The following is a 22297-nucleotide window of genomic DNA, read 5'->3' as shown; positions in this document are numbered from 1 at the left end:
ACAGATACCGCCATGGACATCGCCAAGGCAGATTTCATCGAAGGCATGGCCAAGGGCCTGGCCGTGCTCGAGAGCTTCGACACCGAGCGCCAGCGCCTGAATGCCACGCTGGCCGCGCAGCGCGCCGGCCTCACGCGCGCGGCGGCGCGGCGCCACCTGCTGACGCTGGCGCACCTGGGCTACCTGGAAACCGACGGCAGCTACTTCTGGCTGGCACCCAAGGTGCTGCGCTTCTCGGGCAGCTACCTGGCTTCGGCGCGGCTGCCGCGCGTGGTGCAGCCCACGCTGAACCGGCTGGCCGCCCACACCCAGGAACCGTTCTCGGTGGTGGTGCTCGACGGCGACCAGGGCGTGATCGTGGCGCGCAGCGGCGCCACGCGCATGCTGGCCTACGGCCTGCACCTGGGCGCGCGGCTGCCCGCACATGCCACTTCCACCGGCCGCGTGCTGCTGGCGGCCAAGACGAAGAAGGAATTCGCGCAGTGGATGAAGGGCCGCGAGCTGGTGCGCCTCACGCAGCACACCGTGACCGACGCCAAGGCGTTCCGCGCCTTGATCGAGCAGGTGCGTGCGCAGGACTGGTGCGCCGCGAGCGAGGAGCACGAACTCGGCGTGCACGCCCTGGCCATCCCGCTGCGCAACATGCAGGGCCGCACCGTGGCCGCCCTCAACGTGGTGGCGTCGCCCGCGCGCCTCGACCCTGCGACCCTGCAGCGCGACCTGTTGCCACTGATGCTGGACGCGGCGCGGGACCTGTTGCCGCTGCTGTAGCCAGGCGGCCCAGCAGGGCGCGTACGCAGGCTCGAAGATGGGCGTGCGCGAGGTCGCCCTCCGACCGGGGATGCCAGGCCTGCATCAGTTCGACGCGCGGCAGGGGGCTGGGCAGCTCGAAGCAATGCAAGCCGAGCGTCGATGCCACGGCCTCCGCCAGGCTGCGCGCCACGGTGGCCACCAGGTCCGAGCTGGCCGCGGCGACCAGCGCCGCGTAGGGCGCCGGCGTTCGCAGCACGACCTGCCGCGACAGGCTGTTGCCGCGCAATTGAATGTCCAGCCGAACGTCGTCGGGGTTCGATGCGTCCAGGGCTACATGTTCGGCAGCCCGGTAGCGGGCCGCCGTGACCTTGCGGCCCGCCAAAGAGTGGCCGCGGCGCACGGCACCGGCCCAGGGTTCGTTGGCCAGTACCTCCACCCGTGCTTCCGGGGCCCAGGCCGGAGTCTGGCGGATTTCCAGATCGACCCGCCCCAGGCGCAGCGCGTCGATGTCCGCCTGGGCGTCGGTCTGCAAGGCGAGGCTTGCCAACGGCATGCGCGCGCGCAGTCCAGCCAGCAGGCGCGCGCCGTGGACCACAGCCAGCCCTTCCGGCATGACGACGGTGAATTGGCGACTGGCGCGCTCCCAAGGCTGAGCGCCTTGCGCGCCGGGTGCAAGCAGATCCAGGGCCTGGCCGGTGAGCTGGCGCAGGGGCTCGACCATCGCCAGCGCGCGGGCCGTCGGCACCAGACGCTGCCCCGCGCGGACCAGGAGCGCATCGCCAGTCGTCTCGCGCAGGCGGTTGAGTGCATGGCTCACGGCGGGCGCGCTCAGGAAAAGCCGCTGTGCTGCCTCCTTGACGCTGCCCGTCTCGAGCAGGGCCTGGAGCACGTAGAGCAGGTTCAGGTCTGGTTTGTTCATTTCATGAATTAATTCAATCAGATCAATTCATTTGATTTAACCATGCGGGCTCCGAACAATAGGCCTGTCTCCATTCTTTTGTTCATGCCAACAGGCTTTCTTCATGTTGATCCCTTCACGCAGGAGTTTTCTCGCCATGGCGACTTTTCTGTCCAGCCGATCCGCTTCGACCAGGCCGCAGCCGGCGGCTGCCGGACTGCGGTTGCCGCCAGGCATCGTGCAGCCCTTCGATCTGCGGATACTGAACGACGATCTCCATGTCATGGTCTTCTTTGCCGGCCATCCTGACTACGAGGCCGTCGAGGCCATGGTCAGCCGCACGGAGCAGCAAGGTGGCTGGTCCGTACGCGCCATCCTCACGCGGCACGACCAGACGCAAATCGACCACGTGAACGACCCAGAGGCGGTAGTGGCCCGCGGCGCGGCGCCGTTGGAGCGCGAGGTCTGCCATTCCGAGATGGAGATCGAATCGTCCTTCGTTGAGGGACTGCCGCGCCTCAGCGTGGCCTTCATCTCGCACCGAGGCGAACGGGTCGTGCTGACGGTGCAGGCCGCCTTCGCTCCCAATGCACAACGGGGCGGCGTGAGCGATCCAGGGCGGCATGCGGCGGATTCCAGCCTGCCGCTCATGCTGCGCGGTCGCAGCAGCATCGCCGGGCCGGGAACCGCGGTGACCATCGGTGGCGTGGCCTACCCCGTGTCTCCCTGGCGGTATGGCGCGCCATCTCATCAGACCTGGTTGCACGGCTTCTACACCGAGCGGCATCAGTTGGGCCTGCTGCGCGCAGGAACCCGGACGTTGACGCTGCTGGAACAGCCGAAGGTGTTGGCACCGGGCGAATGCTGGCGCTATCGCCTTGAAGGTGCAGCGGAGCCGGACTGGGTGTACCGCATCGAGCGGCGCCAAGGCGAGCAACTGGACGTGATGCTGGGCGCCACCCGGCGCGTCGAACGCTTCTCGGTCCAACTGGGCGACGCCGGTGCATTGTTCTTGCGCGGTGTCGAATGCGCGCCCGCGCCAGAAGAGGAAGCCTTGCAGTTGAGTTTCCCCATGCCGGGTCGCTTTGCGCTGGGCATCGGCCCGGCCCAGGGCCTGGTGACGGGCCAGGCCGAGTCTGATGGCCGGCAGTTGCGGCTGAAGCCGGAAATTCCCGCTTGGGCGGTGGAGCGAAGCATCGACCTTCGGGCCTCGCGCGATGGCGCGCTTTGGACGCTGCGGTGCTCCATCGGTTCTTCAAGCAGCGTGTGACAGAGAGCCTGCGAGCCTGCAGGCGTTCCCTCATATGGCTTCGTGCTGCTCGGCCAGCAGCCGCCCGAACACCTCCACCGCCGCGCCGATGAACACGCGCAGCTTCGGCGGCACGAAGCGCTGGCCCGGGTAGACCAGGTGCACCGGGTCGGCCTTGGCGCGCCACCGGGGCAACACGCGCACCAGCTTGCCGCTTTGCACCTCGGCGTGGCAGGCATAGGTGGGCAGCAGCGCGACGCCGTGGCCCGAGAGAGCCAGTGCCTTGATCAGGTTCATGTCGTTGGCGAGGCACCGCGCGTCCATGGGCACGGTCACGCTGCTGCGCTCGCTGCCGAGCTCCCAGCTGCTGCGGCCCAGCGGCGTGAACTGCAGGCAGGTGTGGCGGCGCAGGTCCTTGGGGTGGGCGAGGGCGCCGGCTGTCTTGAGGTAGGCGGGGCTGGCGAACGGTACCCAGCAGGCCTGGCCGACCTGGCGCGCCACCAGGCTCGAATCGCGCAGCCGGCCGGCGCGGATGGCCACGTCCACACCCTCGGCCACGAGGTCCACGTAGCGGTCGGTGAACACCATCTCGACCCCCAGCCGCGGGTGCTGCCGCTGCAGCGCCGAGAGCAGTTCGACCAGGCAGAAGTCGCCCATGTCGGCCGGCGCCGTGACGCGCAGCAGGCCTTGCGGCTCCTGCTGCGCGGCCGCCACCTCGGCCTCGGCCTGCAGGATGCCGTCCAGCCCCTGCGCCGCGCGCTGGAAGTAGGCGCTGCCGGCCTCCGTGAGGCTGAGCTTGCGCGTGGTGCGCTGCAGCAAGGTGACGCCCAGCCGCCGCTCCAGCCCGGACACCCGGGCGCTGACCGTGGAGTTGGGCATACCGAGCTGGCGTGCGGCCTGGCTGAAGCTGCCGGCCTGCACCACCTTGACGAAGACCAGGACTTCGTTGAGGTCTGGATTCTGATTATTCAGCATGGGGAACAATGTTTTCTGATTTCACCGCCTAGTAAACAGTCTGTGCGGCCTCTACATTGGTGTCAAGCGCCCCGTGCGCCCATTCAGGAGATCGACCATGAAACAGCTTTCCTTCATTCAACGCGGCAACGGCAGCCACTGGGTTGGCGACGGGTTTCCCGTGCGCAGCGTCTTCAGCTACAACGACATCCATGAGGAGATGTCGCCGTTCCTGCTGCTGGACTACGCGGGCCCGGTGAACTTCCCGCCGACCCAGGCGCGGCGCGGCGTCGGCCAGCACCCGCACCGCGGCTTCGAGACCGTGACCATCGTCTACGACGGCGAAGTCGAGCACCGCGACTCCACGGGCGGCGGCGGCACCATCGGCCCGGGCGACGTGCAGTGGATGACGGCCGCCGGCGGCATCGTGCACGAGGAATACCACGGCCCGAACTTCGCCAGAACCGGCGGCCCGTTCGAGATGATCCAGCTCTGGGTCAACCTGCCGGCGAAAGACAAGATGTCCAAGCCCGGCTACCAGGGCATCACCGACGCGCAGATTCCGCGCGTGGAACTGCCGGGCGGTGCGGGCCAGGTGCGCGTGATCGCGGGCCGCTACCAAGGCGCGGCCGGGCCGGCCCACACCTTCAGCCCGATGAACGTGTGGGACCTGCGCGTGAAGGCCGGCCAGCATGTGAGCTTCGAGCTGCCGGAGGGGCACACGACGGCCCTGTTCGTCCTCAAGGGCGGCGTGCGGCTGCCGGGCGGCGAGGCGGTGCGCGAGGCCGAGCTGGCCGTGATGGAGCGCGCCGGCACGCAGCTGGCCTTCGATGCGCTGGAGGAAGACACGACGCTGCTGCTGCTCGGCGGCGAGCCGACGAACGAGCCCATCGTGGGCTACGGGCCCTTCGTGATGAACAGCGAGGCCGAGATCCGGCAGGCGTTCGCCGACTTCCAGAGCGGCAAGATGGGGCGGATCGCGGCGGCGGCCTGAGGCCGCGGCGCGGCAGGCATCACCGGGACGGTGGTGTCTGCGCCTGCTCGAGCAGCCAGGCCCTGAAGGTCTGCAGCGACTTCATTTCGCTGTGGGCGCTCGGGTACGTCAGGTAGTAGCCCTTGGCCGAGCGCCAGCGCTTGTTCGACAGGGCGCGCAGCCGGCCCGAGGCCTCGGCTTCGGCGGCCATGAAGTCGAACAGGAGCACGACGCCCAGGTCGTTGGCGGCGGCGTTCATGGCCATCCAGCCCACGTCGTAGCGCGGCCCGCCGGGCGCGAGGTTGATGGGGTGCCGGGCGCTCCTGGACCATTCCTCCCAGGCCTCCGGCACGGTGGTGTGGTGGATGAAGGCCGTGGCGGGTGTTGACTCGCCGAGCTTGGCGCCATGCTTGCGGATCCAGCCGGGCGAGGCGTAGGGCCTCAGCTCGAGCGGCAGCACGAAGTCCGAACGCATGCCGGGCCGCTGCCCATCGCCAAACTCCAGCGAGGCTTCGATGGCGGTGGCCGAGAAGTCGGCCGGGCCCACCCGGGTTGCGATGTTCAGCACGATCTCGGGATGGGCGCGCGTGAACGTCGAGAGGCGCGGAATCAGCCAGTAGCTGCCGAGCGACGCGCCGACGGAGAGACTGAGCGTGCCGCCCCGGCCCTGATGCGCCATCAGGTTGGACGTGGCACGCTCCAGCTTGAGCAGCAAGGGCGCGATCTCCGTCAGGTAGGCCGTGCCCGCTTCGGTGAGCGCCAGCGTGAGGGAGCTGCGCTTGCGGTGGAACAGGTTCACGGCCAGGCGCTGCTCCAGGCCGATCACCTGGCGGCTGACCGCGCCCTGCGTGATGTGGAGCTCGCCGGCGGCCTTGGTGAAGGAGCCCAGGCGGGCGCTGGCCTCAAAGCAGAGCAGGGCGGTGGTAGAGGGAAGCGATCTCATGGGTCATGAGTAAATGACATGGTCTCAGGAAAAAGAATCGATTGAAACCGGGGGGTGGCGCGGCATCATTCGATGGAGAGTCCAGCCTGACTCTGGTTGATGAGGAGACTTTAATCCATGAGAAAATTCAATGAAACGAGGCGCGCCATGCTGGGCGCCACCGGCGCCGCGCTGCTCGGCATCCCGTGCATCGCCAGGGCGGCATGGCCCGACAGGCCCATCCGGCTGGTTGTGCCGTCGCAGGCCGGCGGTTCACCGGACATTCTCTGCCGGCTACTGGCCAACGAGCTGGCGCGATCCCTGGGCCAGCCCATCGTGATCGACAACAAGCCCGGTGCGGGCGGCAACATCGGGATGGTCGAGATCGCCCGTTCTGCGCCCGACGGCTACACGCTGGGCTATGGCAATGTCGGAACGCTGGCCATCAACAAGTCGCTGTACGCCAGGCTGCCCTACGATCCCGGGACGCAGTTCGCACCGATCGCCCTGCTGGGGTTCACCCAGAGCGCCCTCGTGGTGCGCAATGAGCTGCCGGCCAGGACGGTCAAGGAGTTGATCGCCCTGGCGAAATCGAAGCCGGGCAAACTGGTGATGGGGTCTGCCGGCAACGGCACCACGGGGCACCTCGGGGGCGAGCTGTTCAAGAGCATGACGGGCACGTTCATCACGCATGTGCCGTACCGGGGAAGCCCGCAGGCGCTGCAGGACCTGATGGGCGCCCAGATCGACCTGATGTTCGACAACCTGTCGACGGTGACGCCGCACATCCAGGCGGGCCGGATACGGGCGCTCGGCGTCACCGGGCGTTCGCGCAGCCCGGTCTTCCCTGATCTGCCCACGATCAGCGAGGCGGGGGTTGCCGGCTTTGAAACCACGGCCTGGGGCGGGATCGTCGCGCCTGCGGGCACGCCGAAGGACATCGTCGTTCGCCTCAATGGCGAGATCAACAAGGTGCTGGGAACGCCCGCGGTGGCCGCGAAGTTCGCGGCCCTGTCCTTCGAGACCATGATCGGGCCGCCCGACCGGCTGACGGACCGTGCGCTGCGCGATACCCGCCTGTGGGCGGAGGTCATCCAGCGCTCCGGCGCCCGGATCGATTGAGCGGCCTGATACCCATGCAGTTTGATCTCATCATCGAGCGCGGCGAACTCATCGATGGCAGCGGCAGCCCCCGCACCCGGGCCGACGTGGGCGTGCGGGACGGACGGATCGCCGCGGTGGGCGATCTGGCGGGCCAGCCCTCGCAGCAGCGCATGGACGCCGGCGGCCTGGTGGTGGCGCCGGGATTCATCGACGTCCACACGCACGACGACCGGCTGCTGCTCGAAGGCGGCGACGCGCTGCGCTGCAAGCTCCTGCAGGGCGTCACGACGGTCGTGACCGGTAACTGCGGCATCAGCCTGGCGCCCCTGCAGGTGGACGAGCCGCCGCCGCCGCTCGATGTGTTCGGCGCCGGCGGCCACCGGTTTGCCAGCTTCGCGAGCTACCTCGATGCGCTCGAGCGCAGCCGGCCCGCGGTGAATGCCGTCAGCCTGATCGGGCATTCGACGCTGCGCGTCAACCACGTGGCCGACCTGAACCGGCCGGCCAGCCGCCGGGAGATCGCGGCGATGCGCGAGGCGTTGTCGGAGGCGCTGCAGGCCGGCGCCTGGGGCTTCTCGACCGGGCTCTACTACCCGACCGCGAGCGCGGCGACCACCGAGGAAGTCATCGACGTCGGCGCGCCGCTGTCCGCCGGGGCCGCCCCGATCGCGATGCACCTGCGCGACGAAGGCGACGGCATCGTCGAGGCCATGCAGGAAGGGCTGCATATCGGGCGGGCGCTGAAGGTGCCGGTGGTCTTTTCGCACCACAAGATCGTCGGCCGGGCCAACCATGGGCGGTCGGCCGAGACGCTGAAGCTGCTGGAGCACGCGGCGCGGGAGCAGAGCGTGTGCATGGACTGCTACCCCTACGACGCCTCTTCCACCATGCTGATGCCGTCCCGGATCCGGCATTCCACCGAGGTGCTGGTGACCTGGTCGCGGCCCGAGCCCGCGGCCGCGGGCCGGTCCCTGTTCGAGCTGGCGCGGGAGCGGCAGGAGACGCCGGAGCAGACCGCCATCGCGCTGGCCCCCGCGGGGGCCGTCTACTTCGCGATGGACGAAGCAGACGTCCAGAACATCCTGAGCCATCCGCTGACCATGATCGGCTCCGATGGCCTGGGGCACGACACGCATCCCCATCCCAGGCTGTGGGGCACCTTCCCGCGCGTGCTGGGGCGCTACGTGCGCGAGGTCAAGCTGCTGCCGCTCGAGGCGGCCGTGCACAAGATGACGGGCCTGAGCGCGCTGCGCTTCGGCCTGGCGGGGCGCGGGCAGGTTGCCGAGGGGTTCCGGGCGGATCTGGTGCTGTTCAACCCCGACGAGGTACAGGACCGCGCCAGCTACCGCGAGCCCCATCTGGCGCCCGCGGGCATCGAGGCGGTGTTCGTGAACGGCGTTCTGGCCTGCCGCCAGGGCGTTGTCACGAACCAGCGCGCGGGCCAGGTGCTGCGAAGAGGCCGGCCCGCTGCGTGAGCCGGAGCCGGGCGGGAGCTTGCTAGACGCCCAGGTGCTGCGCCAGCACCTCGGGCCGCGCGTGCAGCTCGGCCGAGCTGCCCTCGAACACGACCTGGCCCTTGACCAGGATCAGGTTGCGGTCGGTGACCTGGGTGACGTGCTTCCAGTTCTTGTCCACGATCACGCTGCTGATGCCGCTCTCGCGGATCAGGCCGCAGATGCGCCAGATCTCGCGCGCGATCAGCGGGGCCAGGCCCTCGGTGGCTTCGTCGAGGATCAGCACGTCGGGATTGGTCATGAGCGCGCGGCCGATGGTCAGCATCTGCTGCTCGCCGCCCGAGAGCTGCTGGCCGCCATGGGAGAGACGCTCCTGCAGGCGCGGAAAGGTTTCCAGCACGCGCTCGTAGGTCCAGTCGCGCTGGCCGCGCGTGCCGGGCCGCGCGGCCATCCTGAGGTTCTCGACCACGCTCAGGTTGCCGAAGATGCCGCGCCCCTCGGGCACGTAGGCGATGCCGGCCTGCGCGATCTCGTAGGGCGCGCGGCCCGTCATGTCGCGGCCGGCCACATGCACCGTGCCGCCGCGCGGCCGCACGAGCCCCATCAGGCTCTTGAGCAGGGTGCTCTTGCCCATGCCGTTGCGGCCCATCAGGCCGATGGTCTCGCCGCGCGCGACGCGAAAATCCACGCCGCGCAGGATGTGGCTGGCGCCGTAGTAGGTCTGGAGGCCCTTAGCCTCGATCAGCAGGTCAGCCATGCGCGTCTTCCTCGCCGAGGTAAGCGGATTGCACGTTCGCGTCGGCGCGCACGTCGGCGGGCGTGCCGCTGGCGATCACCTGGCCGTTGACCATCACCGTCAGGTGGTCGGCCAGGGCGAACACGGCGTCCATGTCGTGCTCCACCAGCATCATTGCGTGGTCCTTCTTGAGCTTGAGCAGCAGCTCGACCATGCGCTCGGCCTCGGCCACGCCCATGCCGGCCAGCGGCTCGTCCAGCAGCAGCACCTGCGGCCCGGTGGCCAGCGTCATCGCGATCTCGAGCTGGCGCTGCTCGCCGTGGCTGATGGCGCCGGCGATCGCGTTTTTCCGGTTTTCGAGGCCGCATAGCTCGATGGTCCGCATCGCACGGTCATTGTTTGCTATGAAATTGGTAGCTTTTTCGAGCCAGCGCGCGGCATGCGGAGCGCGCGACTGGGCCGCCAGCCGCACGTTCTCCCAGACGCTGAAGGGCGCGAAGATGTTGGTCTTCTGGTAGCTGCGGCCCAGGCCCTGGCGCGAGATCTTCTCGGGCGGCCAGCCCGTGACGTCGATGTTGCCGAGGGTGATGCGGCCCTGCGTGGGAGGCAGGTCGCCCGACAGCAGGTTGGTCAGTGTGGACTTGCCGGCGCCGTTGGGGCCGATCACCGCATGGATGCGGTCGCGCCAGAGCTCGACCGACACGTTGTTGACCGCCGCCAGGCCGCCGAAGCGCTTGGTGAGCCCTTCGGCCTTGAGCAGGACTTCAGGCATCGTGCGCCTCCTTGCGGGCCAGCAGCCGCTGCGCCAGACCGAGCAGGCCGCGCGGCGCGAACACGACGACCAGCACGATGAACAGGCCCATCCAGAGCTGCCAGTGCTTGCCGATGTTGAAGCCGCCGACGGCGGGCAGGTCCTTGAACAGATGCAGCAGGTACTCGAAGGCGAAGGCCCCGGCGACGGCGCCCGCGAAGTTGCCCATGCCGCCCAGGATCACCATCATGATGGCGTGGGCGCTCATGTGAAAGCCCATCAGCTCGGGGTTCATGAAGCCGCTCTGCGCGCCCCAGAGGTAGCCGGCCAGCCCGGCCAGCGCGCCGGCCAGCGTGAAGGCCGCAAGCTTGTAGCCGAAGGTGCCGAAGCCCATGGCGCGCATGCGGTGCTCGTTGACGCGGATGCCGGCCAGCGCCCGCCCGAACGGGCTCCACAGCAGCCGGCGCAGGAAGGCGTAGACCGCCAGCAGGCAGGCCAGGGTGAAGTAGTAGAAGACCTGCTTGTTCTCCAGGTCGAACAGCTTGGCCTCGGGCTTGAAGTTGATGTACAGGCCGTCGGAGCCGCCCAGCAGCTTGTTGTCGAAGAACAGGTAGAACACCATCTGGGCGAACGCCATCGTGACCATGATGAAGTAGATGCCCTGGGTACGCACCACGAAGAAGCCGATCACGAGCGCCGCCAGGGCCGAGGCCAGCACCGCCACGGGCAGCGTCCACCACAGGCTGACCGGCTCGCCCTGCGGCGTGAGGAAGGCCAGCGCATAGCCGGCGATGCCGAAGTAGGCCGCATGGCCCAGCGACACCAGGCCGGTGACGCCCAGCAGCAGGTCCAGGCTCATCGCGAAGATGCCCATGATCATCATGCGCGCGACCATCTGGGTGTAGAAATCGCTGCCGACGAAGGGAAAGGCCGCGAGCGCGAGCACGCCGAGCGCGAGGCAGACCTGCACGCTGCGCGGCAGGGTTTCGAGGTTGGCTTTGGGGGTACTCATGCCTTGAACAAGCCCTGCGGTTTCCACAGCAGCACGGCCGCCATCAGCATGTACACGAGCATGCTCGCCACCGAGGGCAGCAGCACCTTGCCGAAGGTGTCGACCAGCCCCACCAGCAGCGCCGAGATGAGGGCGCCGCGCACCGAGCCGATGCCGCCGATCACCACCACCACGAAGCACATGATCAGCACCTGCGAGCCCATGTTGGGATAGACGCTGGAGACCGGCGCGGCGATCATGCCGGCCACGGCGGCCAGCCCCACGCCGAGCGCGAACACCACGGCATGGATCAGCTTGATGTTGATGCCCAGGGCGCCCGCCATGTCGCGGTTGAAGGCGCCGGCGCGGATCTTCATGCCCAGGCGGGTCCTGGAGATCAGCAGGTACAGCCCGAGCGCCAGCACCAGGCAGACGGCCGACATGAACAGCCGGTAGGCCGGGTAGGACAGCGTGTCGGTCAGCGGGATCGACCAGTCCAGCGCCTTCGGCACGGCCACGCTGTGCACGTCGTCGCCCCACAGGATGGAGCGCAGCTCCTCGAACACGTAGATCAGGCCGAAGGTCAGCAGCACCTGGTCGAGGTGGTCACGATGGTAGAAGTGGCGAAACAGCAGCCACTCGAGCGCCAGGCCGAACAGCACGGCCAGCGCCGCGCCGCCCAGCACTGCCGCGGTGAGGCTGCCGAACAGGCCGCTGAGCGAATAGGCGAGGTAGGCGCCCAGCATGTAGAAGCTGCCGTGGGCCAGGTTGACCACGCCCATGATGCCGAAGATCAGCGTGAGGCCGGCGGCGAGCATGAACAGCAGCAGGCCGTACTGCACGCTGTTGAGCAACTGGATCAGGAAATTGGCAAGGTCCATCGGGGCGAGGCATGAAAAACGGCGGAGGTCTTCCGCCGTTCAGGGGCAAAACACACGCACGAAGTGTGCCGGAAAAATCAGGCCATCTTGCAGCCGGCGCCCGAGTCGGACAGCGCCTTGGCCGCGACGCCGATCACCTTGTTCTCGCCCTTCTCGACGCGGCGCAGGTAGATGTCCTGCACCGGGTTGTGGGCACGGCTCATGGTCCACTTGCCACGCGGGCTGTCGATCACGGCGCCTTCCATGGCGGCGTACAGCGCCTTCTTGTTGCCAAGGTCGCCCTTCACGGCGTTGGCGCCCTGGATCAGCAGCAGGCCGGAGTCATAGCCCTGCACGCCGTACACGTCGGGCTGCAGGCGGAAGGTCTTGGCGTAGTTCAGGCGGAACTGCTTGTTGCGCGGCGTGTCCAGCGAGTCGCTGTAGTGCATGGTGCTCATGATGCCTTCGCCGGCCGGGCCGACGGCGTCGAGCACGCCCTCGGTCAGGAAGCCCGAGCCCCACAGCGGGATCTTGTCCTTGAGGCCGGCTGCCGCGTAGTCCTTGATGAACTTGACCGCGCCGCCGCCGGCGAAGAAGCAGGCCACGGCATCGGGCTTGAGCGCGGCGATCTCGGTCAGCAGCGCCTGGAACTCCACGTTGGGGAAGGGCAGGCCGAGTTCCTTGACCACGGTGCCGCCGGCTTTGGTGTAGCCGTCGCGGAAGCCCTCGAAGGCCTCGTCGCCGGCCGCGTACTTCCAGGTGATCCAGACCGTCTTCTTGAGGCCGCGCTCCATCATCGGCTTGCCCAGGGCGAGCGTGGGCTGCGAGTTGGTGAAGCTGGTGCGGAACACGTTGGGCGCGCACAGCGCGCGGGTGGCGGCATGCACGCCGGCATTGGGGATGATGCTGAGCACGCCGCTGTCGCGCGCGACCTTCTGGATGCCCATCTGCACGCCCGAGTGCACGGTGCCGACCAGCACGTCCACCTTGTCGCGCTGCACCAGCTTGGATGCGTTCTCGATGCCCTTGGACGGCTCGGACTCGTCGTCCACCTTGAACCACTCGATCTCGCGCCCGCCGAGCTTGCCGCCCTGCTCGTCGATGGCCATGCGAAAGCCGTTCTCGATCGCCACGCCCAGCGGCGCGAAGGTGCCGGTGTAGGGCAGCATGAAGCCCACGCGCACCTTGCTGGACTGGGCGCGCACGATGCTGGGCAGCAGCAGGCCGGTGGATGCGGCGCCGATGACGGCGGCACTGCGGGTGAGAACGAGGCGGCGAGAGGTCATGGAGGTCTCCTTTTGTTTAGGCTTAAAGTAAATTTACCGCAGGTGAATGGGGCCGCGCCCCATGATTTACCCGTAGAAGCAGGCGCTCATTGTGAAGCACGCAGCCGGAACCGCTGGATCTTGCCGGTGGCCGTCTTGGGCAGCTCGGGCACGAACTCGATCCAGCGCGGGTACTTGTAGGGCGCGAGCTGCGCCTTCACGTGGGCCTTCAGCTCGTCCAGCGTGGCGGCCTGGCCGGACTTGAGCACCACATAGGCCTTGGGCTTGATCAGCCCGTCGGTGTCGGCCACGCCGATGATCGCGGCCTCCAGCACGGCGGGGTGCGTCATCAGCGAAGCCTCGACCTCGAACGGGCTCACGTAGATGCCGCCGACCTTGAGCATGTCGTCGCTGCGCCCGCCGTAGGTGTAGTAGCCGTCGGCATCGCGGGTGTACTTGTCGCCGCTCTTGGTCCACTCGCCGGCGAAGGTGGCCTTGGTCTTGGCGCGGTTGTTCCAGTACATCAGGGCCGAGGACGGGCCCTTGATCTGCAGCTCGCCGATCTCGCCGGCGCCGCATTCGCGGCCGTCGTCGGCCACGATGCGCAGTTCGTAGCCCGGCACGGCCTGGCCCGTGGTGCCGTAGCGCACCTGGCCCGGACGGTTGGAGAGGAAGATGTGCAGCATCTCGGTGGAGCCGATGCCGTCGAGGATCTCGCAGCCGTACTCGGCCGTCCACTTGCGGCCGATCTCGGCCGGCAGCGCCTCGCCCGCGCTGGTGCACACGCGCAGCGCCAGCTCGGACCGCTTGGGCCGGGCCGCATCGGCCAGCAGGCCGGCGTAGAGCGTGGGTACGCCGTAGAAGATCGTGGGCTGGTACTGGCGCAGGATACCGAACACGTCGGCCGGCGTGGGCCGCGCAGGCAGCAGCACCGTGGTGGCGCCCACGCTCATCGGGAAGGTGAGGGCGTTGCCCAGGCCGTAGGCGAAGAACAGCTTGGCGGCGGAGAACACCACGTCGGACTCGCGGATGCCGAGCACGGCGCGGCCATAGAGCTCGGCCGTCTGGACCAGGTGGCTGTGCAGGTGCACCGTGCCCTTGGGCGTACCGGTGGAGCCGCTCGAATAGAGCCAGAAGCAGGCGTCGTCGCTGCAGGTGTCGGCAACAAGGGGTGTGGCCGGGGCCTCGCGCAGCATCGCGGCCACCGTGGGGTGCGGCCCGGCGTCGTCGGCCCCGGCGACGATCACCGTCCTGAGCGTGCCGACCTGGCCGAGCCAGGGCTCGAAGCCGGCCAGCAGCGGCTGCGACACCAGCAGGCCCTGGGCGCGCGAGTCGCGCAGCATGAACTCGAAGTCCTTGGCCGTCAGCAGCGTGTTGGCCGCGATCGGCACGACGCCGGCCAGGATGCAGCCGAGGAACACCACCGGCCATTCGGGCGTGTCCAGCATCGCGAGCATCACGCGGCTCTCGGGCGCGAAGCCCCGGGCGCGCAGCGCATTGGCGAAGCGGTGGGCCTGCTCGGCCAGCTCGCCGTAGCTCAGGCGCGCGCCGCTGGTGGCGTCGATGAAGGCGGTCTTGCCGGCGCGCTGCGCATTGCGCGCCAGCAGGTCATGCGCGGCGTTGTAGTCGCGCGGGATCTCCACGCGCGGCGGGTGGGCCGAATGGTCGGCGCGGCTCAAATTCATGACGTCTCCGGGATGCTATTGTTTTTGTAGCTACGCAGGACCGCGGGGCCTGGACATGCGAGCTTTTTTATCTCAAATCAGGCGGCGGGGGCCTGGGCCAGCGCCTCGGCCAGCCACTCGCGGCACCAGGCCGTGCCCTCGGTCTCGGCCAGGGTGCCGCTGCTCGCGTCGTGGCACCAGACCTCGCCGATGCGCTGCGCGCCCAGGCCCTGCAGCCGCTCGTCGAACTTCTTGCCGCCGAAGCAGAAGGTCTGCAGGTAGGTGCGGTCGCCCAGGGCGATCACGCCGTAGCGCACATGGCCCAGGTACTTCGGGCTGGTGTCCAGCGAGTCGTACAGCATGCGGGCGTTGTCAGGCACGTCGCCGGAGCCGTAGGTGGAGGAGCAGATGAGATAAAGTGCATCTTCATCGAAGGCGCTGATGTCCAGGCCGTCCATCAGGCACACCTCGATCTCGTCGACCAGATCGGCGCAATCCATCTGGATCGCCTGTGCCACATAGTCTGCGGTGCTGGTCATGGTGCCCACCAGAATCTTGAGCTTCATGGGTCGATCTCCAAAAATGCAATAAACTGCTTGACACTAGATTGATAGGAAGTATACTGCAATCTTGATCCACGTCAAATCTTTTTTCAACACGGGCCGCCACCATGCCAACCATGACTGAATCCGAACAGGGCGCCAGGACCACGCTGGTCGAGTTGGGCGCCCGCGTGCGGGCCTGGCGCGCGCGTCGCGGCATGACGCGCAAGGCGCTGGCCGCCGACTCGGGCCTGAGCGAGCGCTTTCTGGCCGATGTGGAGGGCGGCAAGGGCAATGTGTCCATCTACTCGCTGGAGGCCGCGGCCCGCGCGCTGAACATCTCGATCCTCGAACTGCTGCAGGACGCGCCGCGGCCTGCGCTGGTGCGCGTGCAGGGCCTGCTGGGGCGGCTGGACGACGGCCAGCTCGACCAGGCCTATATGCTGCTGGGCAGCACCTTCGGCCTGGGCGATTCGCTGGGGCGCGAGCAGCGCATCGCGCTGATCGGCCTGCGCGGCGCCGGCAAGACCACGCTGGGCGCCCAGCTGGCCGCCCAGCGCGGCCTGGCCTTCGTCGAGCTCGACCGCGAGATCGAGCGCGAGGCCGGCACCAGCATGAACGAGATCCTGCTGCTGCATGGCCAGGCCGGCTACCGCCGCTACGAGCGCCGCGCGTTGCTGCGCATCGCCGAGGACCATGCCGACGGCGTGGTGATGACCACCGGCGGCTCCATCGTGAGCGAGCGCGAGACCTTCGACTTGCTGCAAAGCCGCTTCTACTGCGTCTGGCTCAAGGCCAGCCCCGAGGAGCACATGAGCCGCGTCGTGGCCCAGGGCGACATGCGCCCCTTTCATACGACCCGCGGCGAAGATGGCGAAATCGCGCAGGGCGCGATGGGCGAGGCGCTGGACGACCTGCGCCGCATCCTGGCCAGCCGCGAAGCCCTGTACGCGCGTGCCGACGCGGTGGTGGACACCGCCGCGCGCACCGCGCGCCAATCCCTCAAAGACCTGGAACGCGCCGTTCCCGCCCCGACGACCCCGAACTGAAGGAGATAGTCCCCATGAATGCAATGACCGAACCGCTGCTGTTCAAGCAGGGCGACCGCGAGCTGGTGAGCTTCGCCACCCATCCCAGCCGCTACCAGCACTGGACGCTGAGCGTGGAGGGCGACGTGGCCCGCCTCAAGCTCGACATCAACGAGGACGGCGGCATCAAGCCCGGCTACAAGCTCAAGCTCAACAGCTACGACCTGGGCGTGGACATCGAGCTGCACGACGCCATCAACCGCATCCGCTTCGAGCACCCGGCCGTCAAGGTGGTGGTGTTCGAGAGTGGCAAGGAAAAGATCTGGTGCTCGGGCGCCAACATCTACATGCTGGGCCTGTCGACCCATGCCTGGAAGGTCAACTTCTGCAAGTTCACCAACGAGACCCGCAACGGCCTGGAAGACTCCTCGCGCCACGACGGCCTGAAGGCGATCGCTGCCGTGACCGGCGCCTGCGCCGGCGGCGGCTACGAGCTGGCCCTGGCCTGCGACCGCATCGTCATGGTGGACGACCGCAGCTCTACCGTGAGCCTGCCCGAGGTGCCGCTGCTGGGCGTGCTGCCCGGCACTGGTGGCCTGACGCGCGTGACCGACAAGCGCAAGGTGCGCCGCGACCTGGCCGACATCTTCTGCACCACCAGCGAAGGCGTGCGCGCCGACCGCGCCAAGGACTGGAAGCTGATCGACGCGCATGCCAAGCCGCAGCAGTTCGGCCAACTGCTTGCTACAGAAATCGAAGCACTCCGAGTCCAGTCCACGCGGACCTCCGGCCAGAAAGGCATTGAGCTCACGCCCTTGAAGCCGCTGATCGACGAAGCCGGCTACCACTACGCCACGGTGGACGCGCAGGTGGACCGCACGGCCCGCATCGCGACCATCACGGTGAGCGCGCCGGCCACCGCCATCGAATCCACGCCCGCCGCCATCGAGGCCGCCGGCGCCAACTGGTGGCCGCTCAAGCTGCAGCGCGAGCTGGACGACGCGATCCTGAACCTGCGCACCAACGAGCTGGAAGTCGGCACCTGGGTCTTCAAGACGCGCGGCGACACCAACCTCGTGATGCAGGCCGACGCCGTGCTGGCGCAGCACAAGAGCCACTGGCTGGTGAAGGAAACCATCGGCGCGCTGCGCCGCACGCTGGCCCGCATCGACGTGACCAGCCGCTCGCTGATCGCGCTGGTGGACGAGGGCTCCTGCTTCGCCGGCACGCTGTACGAGCTGGCGCTGGCCTGCGACCGCATCTACATGTTGGACCTGCCCGACGCGCCGGACGCCGCGCCCGCGCTGCGCCTGAACGCCGCCAACTTCGGCCGCTACCCCGCGGTCAACGGCCTGACGCGGCTGCAGACCCGCTTCAACGAAGACACCCAGACCATTGCGCAACTGCAAGGCTTGGACGACAGCCCGCTGCGCGCCGACCAGGCGCTGGCGCTGGGCCTGGTGACGCTGACGCCCGACGACATCGACTGGGCCGACGAGATCCGCATCATGCTGGAGGAGCGCGCCTCGCTCTCGCCCGACGCGATGACCGGGATGGAAGCCTCCCTGCGCTTCCCGGGCAAGGAAACCATGGAGACCCGCGTGTTCGGCCGCCTCTCGGCCTGGCAGAACTGGATCTTCATCCGGCCGAATGCGGTGGGCGAGGAGGGGGCCTTGAAGCTCTTCGGCACGGGCAAGAAGGCCAAGTTCGATTGGAAACGGGTGTGAGCCTGCTGCACTTTCTCCGGCTGCGGCGTCGAGCCTGCGGCACGGGCCCGACGACCCTGCTGCGCAGGCCCTTCGGGCTGCCCTGCGGTGCTCGAAGCCGGCGGGCAGCGCAGAAACTCGCCCTGCGGGCTCAGACATCTGCGCTGCTGTTTCCGCCGCCTTCTCTGCTCCTCGGCTGCGCAGAAGGGATCGCCGATCCCGCACCGCAGACCCGGCGCGTGTGCAGCGGAAAGGTTGGGCGCCTGCAATCTCACGCTGGCCTGAAGCGCTGCGTGGCCGGGGCGGATGGGCGAAGGGTGCCCGTCTGCGCGGCCGAGGAGCGCAGTGACAGGCGGATCAAGGATTGCGCTTGTTTGAGCGAAGCGAGTTTGCGCAATCCCCGCCTGTCGCGAGCACCACAGGGCAGTCGCGCAGCGACCCGCGCCGTCGGGAAGAGCCCGTCCGCCCCGGCCGCGCAGCGCCCCCCCCATCAAAGAAAAGATTTTTGAACGAATATGGAGCAACCATCATGAGCACCATCGACCTGCAAGCCCTGATCCCCAACAACGTCAACCTCGGCGACAACCGCCAGCTCCAGCGCGCGCTGGAGCACTGGCAGCCGGCCTTCCTCAACTGGTGGGACGAAATGGGCCCGAGCGACTTCAAGGCCAAGGAGGTGTACCTGCGCACCGCCGTCGGCGTGGACGCGCAAGGTTGGGCCAGCTACGGCTACACCCCCATGCCCGACTACCGCTGGGGCATCTTCCTGGCCGACAAGGAAGAGAACCGCAAGATCGGTTTTGGCGACCACATGGGCGAAGACGTCTGGCAGGACGTGCCCGGCGAATACCGCAGCACCTTCCGCCGCCTGATCGTCACGCAGGGCGACACCGAGCCGGCCTCGGTCGAGCAGCAGCGCCTGCTGGGCCACACCGCGCCCAGCCTGTACGACCTGCGCAACCTGTTCCAGGTGAACGTGGAGGAGGGCCGCCACCTGTGGGCCATGGTCTACCTGCTGCACGCGCACTTCGGCCGCGACGGCCGCGAAGAGGCCGAGGAACTGCTGATGCGCCACAGCGGCGATGCCGACAAGCCGCGCATCCTGGGCACCTTCAACGAGCCCATGGACAACTGGCTGTCGTTCTTCATGTTCACCTACTTCACCGACCGCGACGGCAAGTTCCAGCTCAAGAGCTTTGCCGAGAGCGCGTTCGACCCGCTGGCGCGCACCACGCGCTTCATGCTGACCGAGGAAGCGCATCACATGTTCGTGGGCGAAACCGGCGTGGGCCGCGTCATCAAGCGCACGCTGGAAGTGATGAAGGAGCTCGACACCGACGATGCGGCCACGCTGCGCCAGGCCGGTGTGATCGACCTGCCGACGATCCAGAAATTCATGAACTTCTGGTTCACGAGTTCGCTCGACCTGTTCGGCTCCGAGGCCTCGAGCAACGCCGCCAACTACTTCAGCAACGGCATCAAGGGCCGGCCGGACGAAGCGAAGTTTGCCGACCACGTGGAAGCCGAAACCGAAATGACCATCCAGGTGCCGGACGGCAAGGGTGGCCTGAAGAACGAAACCATCTCCACGCGCAACGGCATGAACGAGATCACGCGCCTGGAGTACGTGAAGGACTGCAACGTGGGCGTGACGCGCTGGAACATGGCGATCAAGCGTGCCGGTGTGGACTTCGAGCTCAAGCTGCCGTCCACGCGCTTTCGCCGCGAGGTGGGCGCCTGGGCTGGCGTGCCGACCGATCCGCTGGGCACCCCCGTGACGGCCGCCGAGTTCGAGGCGAAGAAGGATCAGTGGCTGCCCACCGCGGCCGACATCGGCTTCGTCAAGAGCCTGATGCAGCGCGTGACCGATCCCGGCAAGATGGCCGCCTGGATCGCGCCGCCGGACCGTGGCATCAACGCCAATCCGGTGGAATACGAGTACGTGAAGCTGTAGGCCGCGCCCGGCCTCTCAGCTCAGCAGCAGCGCGCCGAGCGTCAGCGCGGCTGGCAGCGCCTGCACGAACAGGATCTTGCGCGAGGCGGTGGCGCCGCCGTAGAGGCCGGCCACCAGCACGCACAGCGCAAAGAACACCTTGGTGCCGAAGCCGGCCGGGCCCAGCACCAGACCCCAGAGCAGCCCGGCTGCCAGGAAGCCGTTGTACAGCCCCTGGTTGGCCGCCAGCACCTTGGTCTGCGCCGCCGATTCCGCCGTCTGCCCGAAAGCCTTGAGCCCCAGCGGCTTGTCCCACAGGAACATCTCGAGCACGAGGATGTAGATGTGCAGCAGGGCGAGCAGGGCGACGAGGAGGTTGGCAACGAGGGTCATGGGCATGTCCTTGGTGATGAAGCAGGGGGCCTGGCGGCTCACGCTGGCCTATTAGGGCTTGCCGGCGCCGTTTTGGCAAGCGCGCAGGGGACAGGGGCCTCGCCTCCATGTCCATCACGCCCGCTCGATCCGTGCAGATGTTTTTTGCCGACAGCGCCAACCCAGCGTTTGTAACTCAGTGTAAACAAAAAATCCATTCTCTCTTGGGGCGGCGGGTGGCCGGCTGCTGGCGCCGGAGTGCCGTCTCACCGGTTTCGGTGATTTCAGGGCGCCGGCAGGCGTGCCAAAGTCCGCGTGGCTTCATTCGCACGATGCCGGGGCAACCTGCTCACGGCCGGCTGGTCCCAGAGGAGATCCATGCAGTACAGACCTTCCCGCTTTGGCGCCGAGCGCGCATGGCCGTCGCGCAGGGCGTGGGCTGTCGGCGTCGGAGCCGTGCTCGCCGCATCGGCGGCACAGGCGCAGGTGTCGCCCATCGACGAAGCCCGGCGGCAGAGCCAGATCATCGAGCGCCAGCAGCAGGAGCGCCTGCGCGAGGCCCAGGAGCGCGCCTTGCCGCCGCCTGCCGCGCCCCAGGGGGCCGACCTCAAGGACATGCAGCCCCAGATCGGCCTGCCCGACGTCGGGCCGGGCTGCCACAACATCACCGAGCTGCGCATCGAGGGTGCCCAACTGCTCGGCACCGCCACCCGCGCGGCCCTGGGGCGCGATGTCGCGGGGCGCTGCCTGGCCGCCTCCGACATCCAGGCCCTGCTGGCGCTGCTGACCAAGGACTACATCGACCGCGGCTACATCACCACCCGCGTCTATCTGCCGGCGCAGGACTTGGGCTCCGGCGTGCTGACCCTCCAGGTGGTCGAGGGCACGATCGAGCGCTACCGGGTCGAGCAGGACGGGCGCGACGCCGGCAGCCTCTCGGTGCGCAGCGCCTTTCCCGGTCGGCCGGGCGAGCCGCTGAACCTGCGCGACCTGGAGCAGGGCCTGGAGCAGATCAACAACCTGCGCTCCAACACGGCCCGGCTCGACCTGGAGCCCGGCAGCCAACCCGGCCAGAGCGTGGTGGTGGTGCGCAACCATGCCGAGCGGCCGGTTCACCTGCAACTGACCTACGACAACCTGGGCTCGCCCAGCACGGGCCGCGACAACGTGGCCGCCACCATGAGCTTCGACAGCCTGCTGGGCCTGAACGAGCTGATCATGCTGACGCGCAACCAGACGGTGCCCGACCACGGCGCGCACAAGGCCAACGGCACGGCGCTGCGCGTCGCGCTACCCTGGGGCTACAACACCTTCAGCCTCGACGCGAGCGAGAGCAACTACACCAACGGCCTGGCGCTGCCCAGCGGTGCGCCGGTGGAGGCCACCGGCCGCACCACCAGCTATGGCCTGGGGCTGTCGCGCGTGGTGCTGCGCAACCAGGCCAGCCGCGTCTCGCTGACGGGCCGCCTGGCCACTTCCGACAGCCGCAACTACCTGAGCGGGCAGTTGCTCACGGTCAGCAGCCGCAAGCTCGCCACGCTGAACCTGGGCGTGAACGGCTTCACGCAACTGGCCGGCGGCGCGTTCAGCGGCGGCCTGGGCTACGTGCGCGGCCTCGGTGCCCTTGGCGCCCTGCGGGACCTGCCGGGCACGCCGGATGACTACCCTCATGCCCAGTTCGACAAGTTCACGCTCGACCTGGGCTACCAGCGCCGCCTGCAGGCCGGGCCCCTGCCGCTGCAGTGGACCAGCCAGTTCAGCGGCCAGTACAGCCGCCAGACGCTGTACGGCTCGCAGCAGTTCCTGATCGGCAGCCCGGCCACGGTGCGCGGCTCGCTCCTCAACGCGCTCAGCGGCGACCACGGCATGCTGCTGCGCAACGACATCGCCTGGCCCTGGCGGGCGAAGGCCGGCGACAGCAATAGCGTCAGCGGCGTGGTCTACGTCGGCTGGGACATCGGGCGCGTCAACAACCATGCCGGCGGCGACCGCCTGGGCTCCATGACCGGCGCCACGCTGGGCGTGGCCGGGCAGTGGAAGCGCTTCAACTTCGAGGTGTTCGCCTCGCGTGCCGTGCACCTGCCGGCCTTCTTGACTCACGAGGGGACGCTGTACGGCGTCCGCCTCTCCTACTCGATGTAG

20 protein-coding genes are annotated in these 22297 nt (G+C 68.3%); 9 read left to right on the top strand and 11 right to left on the bottom strand.

The genetic code is table 11. From position 1 onward, the window contains the following. The first annotated feature begins 12 nt into the window (after nucleotides 1-12). The gene (locus MMF98_RS09525) at nucleotides 13-771 is read left to right on the top strand and encodes an IclR family transcriptional regulator domain-containing protein (protein WP_243306039.1); all 759 of its coding nucleotides are present in this window, start codon (nucleotides 13-15) and stop codon (nucleotides 769-771) included. Here the strand turns inward: MMF98_RS09525 and MMF98_RS09520 are convergent. Beyond that, a complete protein-coding gene (locus MMF98_RS09520) occupies nucleotides 668-1672 on the bottom strand; it encodes a LysR family transcriptional regulator (protein WP_243306038.1) in 1005 nt (334 codons plus the stop codon). The two genes, MMF98_RS09525 and MMF98_RS09520, sit on opposite strands and share 104 nt — an antisense overlap. A gap of 136 nt (nucleotides 1673-1808) precedes the next feature. Here MMF98_RS09520 and MMF98_RS09515 point away from each other — a divergent pair, with 136 nt between their 5' ends. Beyond that, nucleotides 1809-2921 (top strand): hypothetical protein, encoded by a 1113-nt coding sequence (locus MMF98_RS09515; protein ID WP_243306037.1) that lies wholly within the window; start codon nucleotides 1809-1811, stop codon nucleotides 2919-2921. A 30-nt stretch (nucleotides 2922-2951) separates the two neighbouring features. On the opposite strand, the gene MMF98_RS09510 is transcribed toward MMF98_RS09515, so the two are convergent. Then, on the bottom strand, nucleotides 2952-3875 hold the full coding sequence (locus MMF98_RS09510; protein WP_243306036.1) for a LysR family transcriptional regulator: 924 nt from the start codon (nucleotides 3873-3875) through the stop codon (nucleotides 2952-2954). A 97-nt stretch (nucleotides 3876-3972) separates the two neighbouring features. On the opposite strand from MMF98_RS09510, the gene MMF98_RS09505 reads away from it, so the two are divergent. Further along, nucleotides 3973-4848, top strand: coding sequence for a pirin family protein (locus tag MMF98_RS09505; RefSeq protein WP_243306035.1), 876 nt, complete (start codon nucleotides 3973-3975; stop codon nucleotides 4846-4848). Nucleotides 4849-4867: 19 nt separating this feature from the next. Here MMF98_RS09505 and MMF98_RS09500 read toward each other — a convergent pair whose 3' ends face one another. Beyond that, nucleotides 4868-5770 carry a LysR substrate-binding domain-containing protein gene (locus MMF98_RS09500; RefSeq protein ID WP_243306034.1) on the bottom strand — a complete coding sequence of 301 codons (903 nt, stop codon included), beginning with the start codon at nucleotides 5768-5770 and terminating at the stop codon, nucleotides 4868-4870. Between the two features lie 147 nt (nucleotides 5771-5917). On the opposite strand from MMF98_RS09500, the gene MMF98_RS09495 reads away from it, so the two are divergent. Beyond that, complete coding sequence (locus MMF98_RS09495; protein WP_243306033.1) at nucleotides 5918-6871, top strand: Bug family tripartite tricarboxylate transporter substrate binding protein; 954 nt, start codon at nucleotides 5918-5920, stop codon at nucleotides 6869-6871. Nucleotides 6872-6885: 14 nt separating this feature from the next. Then, entirely contained in the window at nucleotides 6886-8328 is a 1443-nt protein-coding gene (locus MMF98_RS09490) for an N-acyl-D-amino-acid deacylase family protein (protein ID WP_243306032.1), read from the top strand. A gap of 22 nt (nucleotides 8329-8350) precedes the next feature. Here MMF98_RS09490 and MMF98_RS09485 read toward each other — a convergent pair whose 3' ends face one another. From MMF98_RS09485 to MMF98_RS09455, 7 genes are all read right to left on the bottom strand, one after another. After that, nucleotides 8351-9064, bottom strand: coding sequence for an ABC transporter ATP-binding protein (locus MMF98_RS09485; protein WP_243306031.1), 714 nt, complete (start codon nucleotides 9062-9064; stop codon nucleotides 8351-8353). After that, a complete protein-coding gene (locus MMF98_RS09480; RefSeq protein ID WP_243306030.1) occupies nucleotides 9057-9815 on the bottom strand; it encodes an ABC transporter ATP-binding protein in 759 nt (252 codons plus the stop codon). The genes MMF98_RS09485 and MMF98_RS09480 overlap by 8 nt, the downstream gene beginning before the upstream one ends. Next, the gene (locus tag MMF98_RS09475; RefSeq protein WP_243306029.1) at nucleotides 9808-10806 is read right to left on the bottom strand and encodes a branched-chain amino acid ABC transporter permease; all 999 of its coding nucleotides are present in this window, start codon (nucleotides 10804-10806) and stop codon (nucleotides 9808-9810) included. The genes MMF98_RS09480 and MMF98_RS09475 overlap by 8 nt, the downstream gene beginning before the upstream one ends. Then, nucleotides 10803-11666 (bottom strand): branched-chain amino acid ABC transporter permease, encoded by an 864-nt coding sequence (locus MMF98_RS09470; protein ID WP_243306028.1) that lies wholly within the window; start codon nucleotides 11664-11666, stop codon nucleotides 10803-10805. Before MMF98_RS09470 ends, MMF98_RS09475 begins: the two co-directional genes overlap by 4 nt. A gap of 77 nt (nucleotides 11667-11743) precedes the next feature. Further along, entirely contained in the window at nucleotides 11744-12931 is a 1188-nt protein-coding gene (locus MMF98_RS09465) for an ABC transporter substrate-binding protein (RefSeq protein WP_243306027.1), read from the bottom strand. Between the two features lie 86 nt (nucleotides 12932-13017). Further along, nucleotides 13018-14595 (bottom strand): benzoate-CoA ligase family protein, encoded by a 1578-nt coding sequence (locus MMF98_RS09460; RefSeq protein ID WP_243306026.1) that lies wholly within the window; start codon nucleotides 14593-14595, stop codon nucleotides 13018-13020. A gap of 77 nt (nucleotides 14596-14672) precedes the next feature. After that, nucleotides 14673-15140: a flavodoxin domain-containing protein gene (locus MMF98_RS09455; RefSeq protein ID WP_243306025.1), complete on the bottom strand. Its 468-nt coding sequence runs from the start codon at nucleotides 15138-15140 to the stop codon at nucleotides 14673-14675. A gap of 104 nt (nucleotides 15141-15244) precedes the next feature. Between MMF98_RS09455 and MMF98_RS09450 the strand changes: the two genes are divergently transcribed. The 3 genes from MMF98_RS09450 to boxB all read left to right on the top strand — a co-directional run bounded on the left by MMF98_RS09450 (nucleotide 15245) and on the right by boxB (nucleotide 19804). Then, a complete protein-coding gene (locus MMF98_RS09450) occupies nucleotides 15245-16165 on the top strand; it encodes a helix-turn-helix transcriptional regulator (RefSeq protein WP_279343551.1) in 921 nt (306 codons plus the stop codon). 14 nt (nucleotides 16166-16179) lie between these two features. Then, the gene (gene boxC / locus MMF98_RS09445) at nucleotides 16180-17871 is read left to right on the top strand and encodes a 2,3-epoxybenzoyl-CoA dihydrolase (protein ID WP_243306023.1); all 1692 of its coding nucleotides are present in this window, start codon (nucleotides 16180-16182) and stop codon (nucleotides 17869-17871) included. Nucleotides 17872-18379: 508 nt separating this feature from the next. Next, nucleotides 18380-19804 carry a benzoyl-CoA 2,3-epoxidase subunit BoxB gene (boxB, locus tag MMF98_RS09440; protein WP_243306022.1) on the top strand — a complete coding sequence of 475 codons (1425 nt, stop codon included), beginning with the start codon at nucleotides 18380-18382 and terminating at the stop codon, nucleotides 19802-19804. Nucleotides 19805-19819: 15 nt separating this feature from the next. On the opposite strand, the gene MMF98_RS09435 is transcribed toward boxB, so the two are convergent. Further along, nucleotides 19820-20176, bottom strand: coding sequence for a DUF1304 domain-containing protein (locus tag MMF98_RS09435; protein ID WP_243306021.1), 357 nt, complete (start codon nucleotides 20174-20176; stop codon nucleotides 19820-19822). Nucleotides 20177-20533: 357 nt separating this feature from the next. Between MMF98_RS09435 and MMF98_RS09430 the strand changes: the two genes are divergently transcribed. Continuing rightward, complete coding sequence (locus MMF98_RS09430; protein WP_243306020.1) at nucleotides 20534-22297, top strand: ShlB/FhaC/HecB family hemolysin secretion/activation protein; 1764 nt, start codon at nucleotides 20534-20536, stop codon at nucleotides 22295-22297.

Source organism: Variovorax terrae (assembly GCF_022809125.1).
GTDB classification, from domain to species: Bacteria; Pseudomonadota; Gammaproteobacteria; order Burkholderiales; family Burkholderiaceae_C; genus Variovorax_A; species Variovorax_A terrae.
This window is presented reverse-complemented; position numbering and strand designations above follow the sequence as displayed.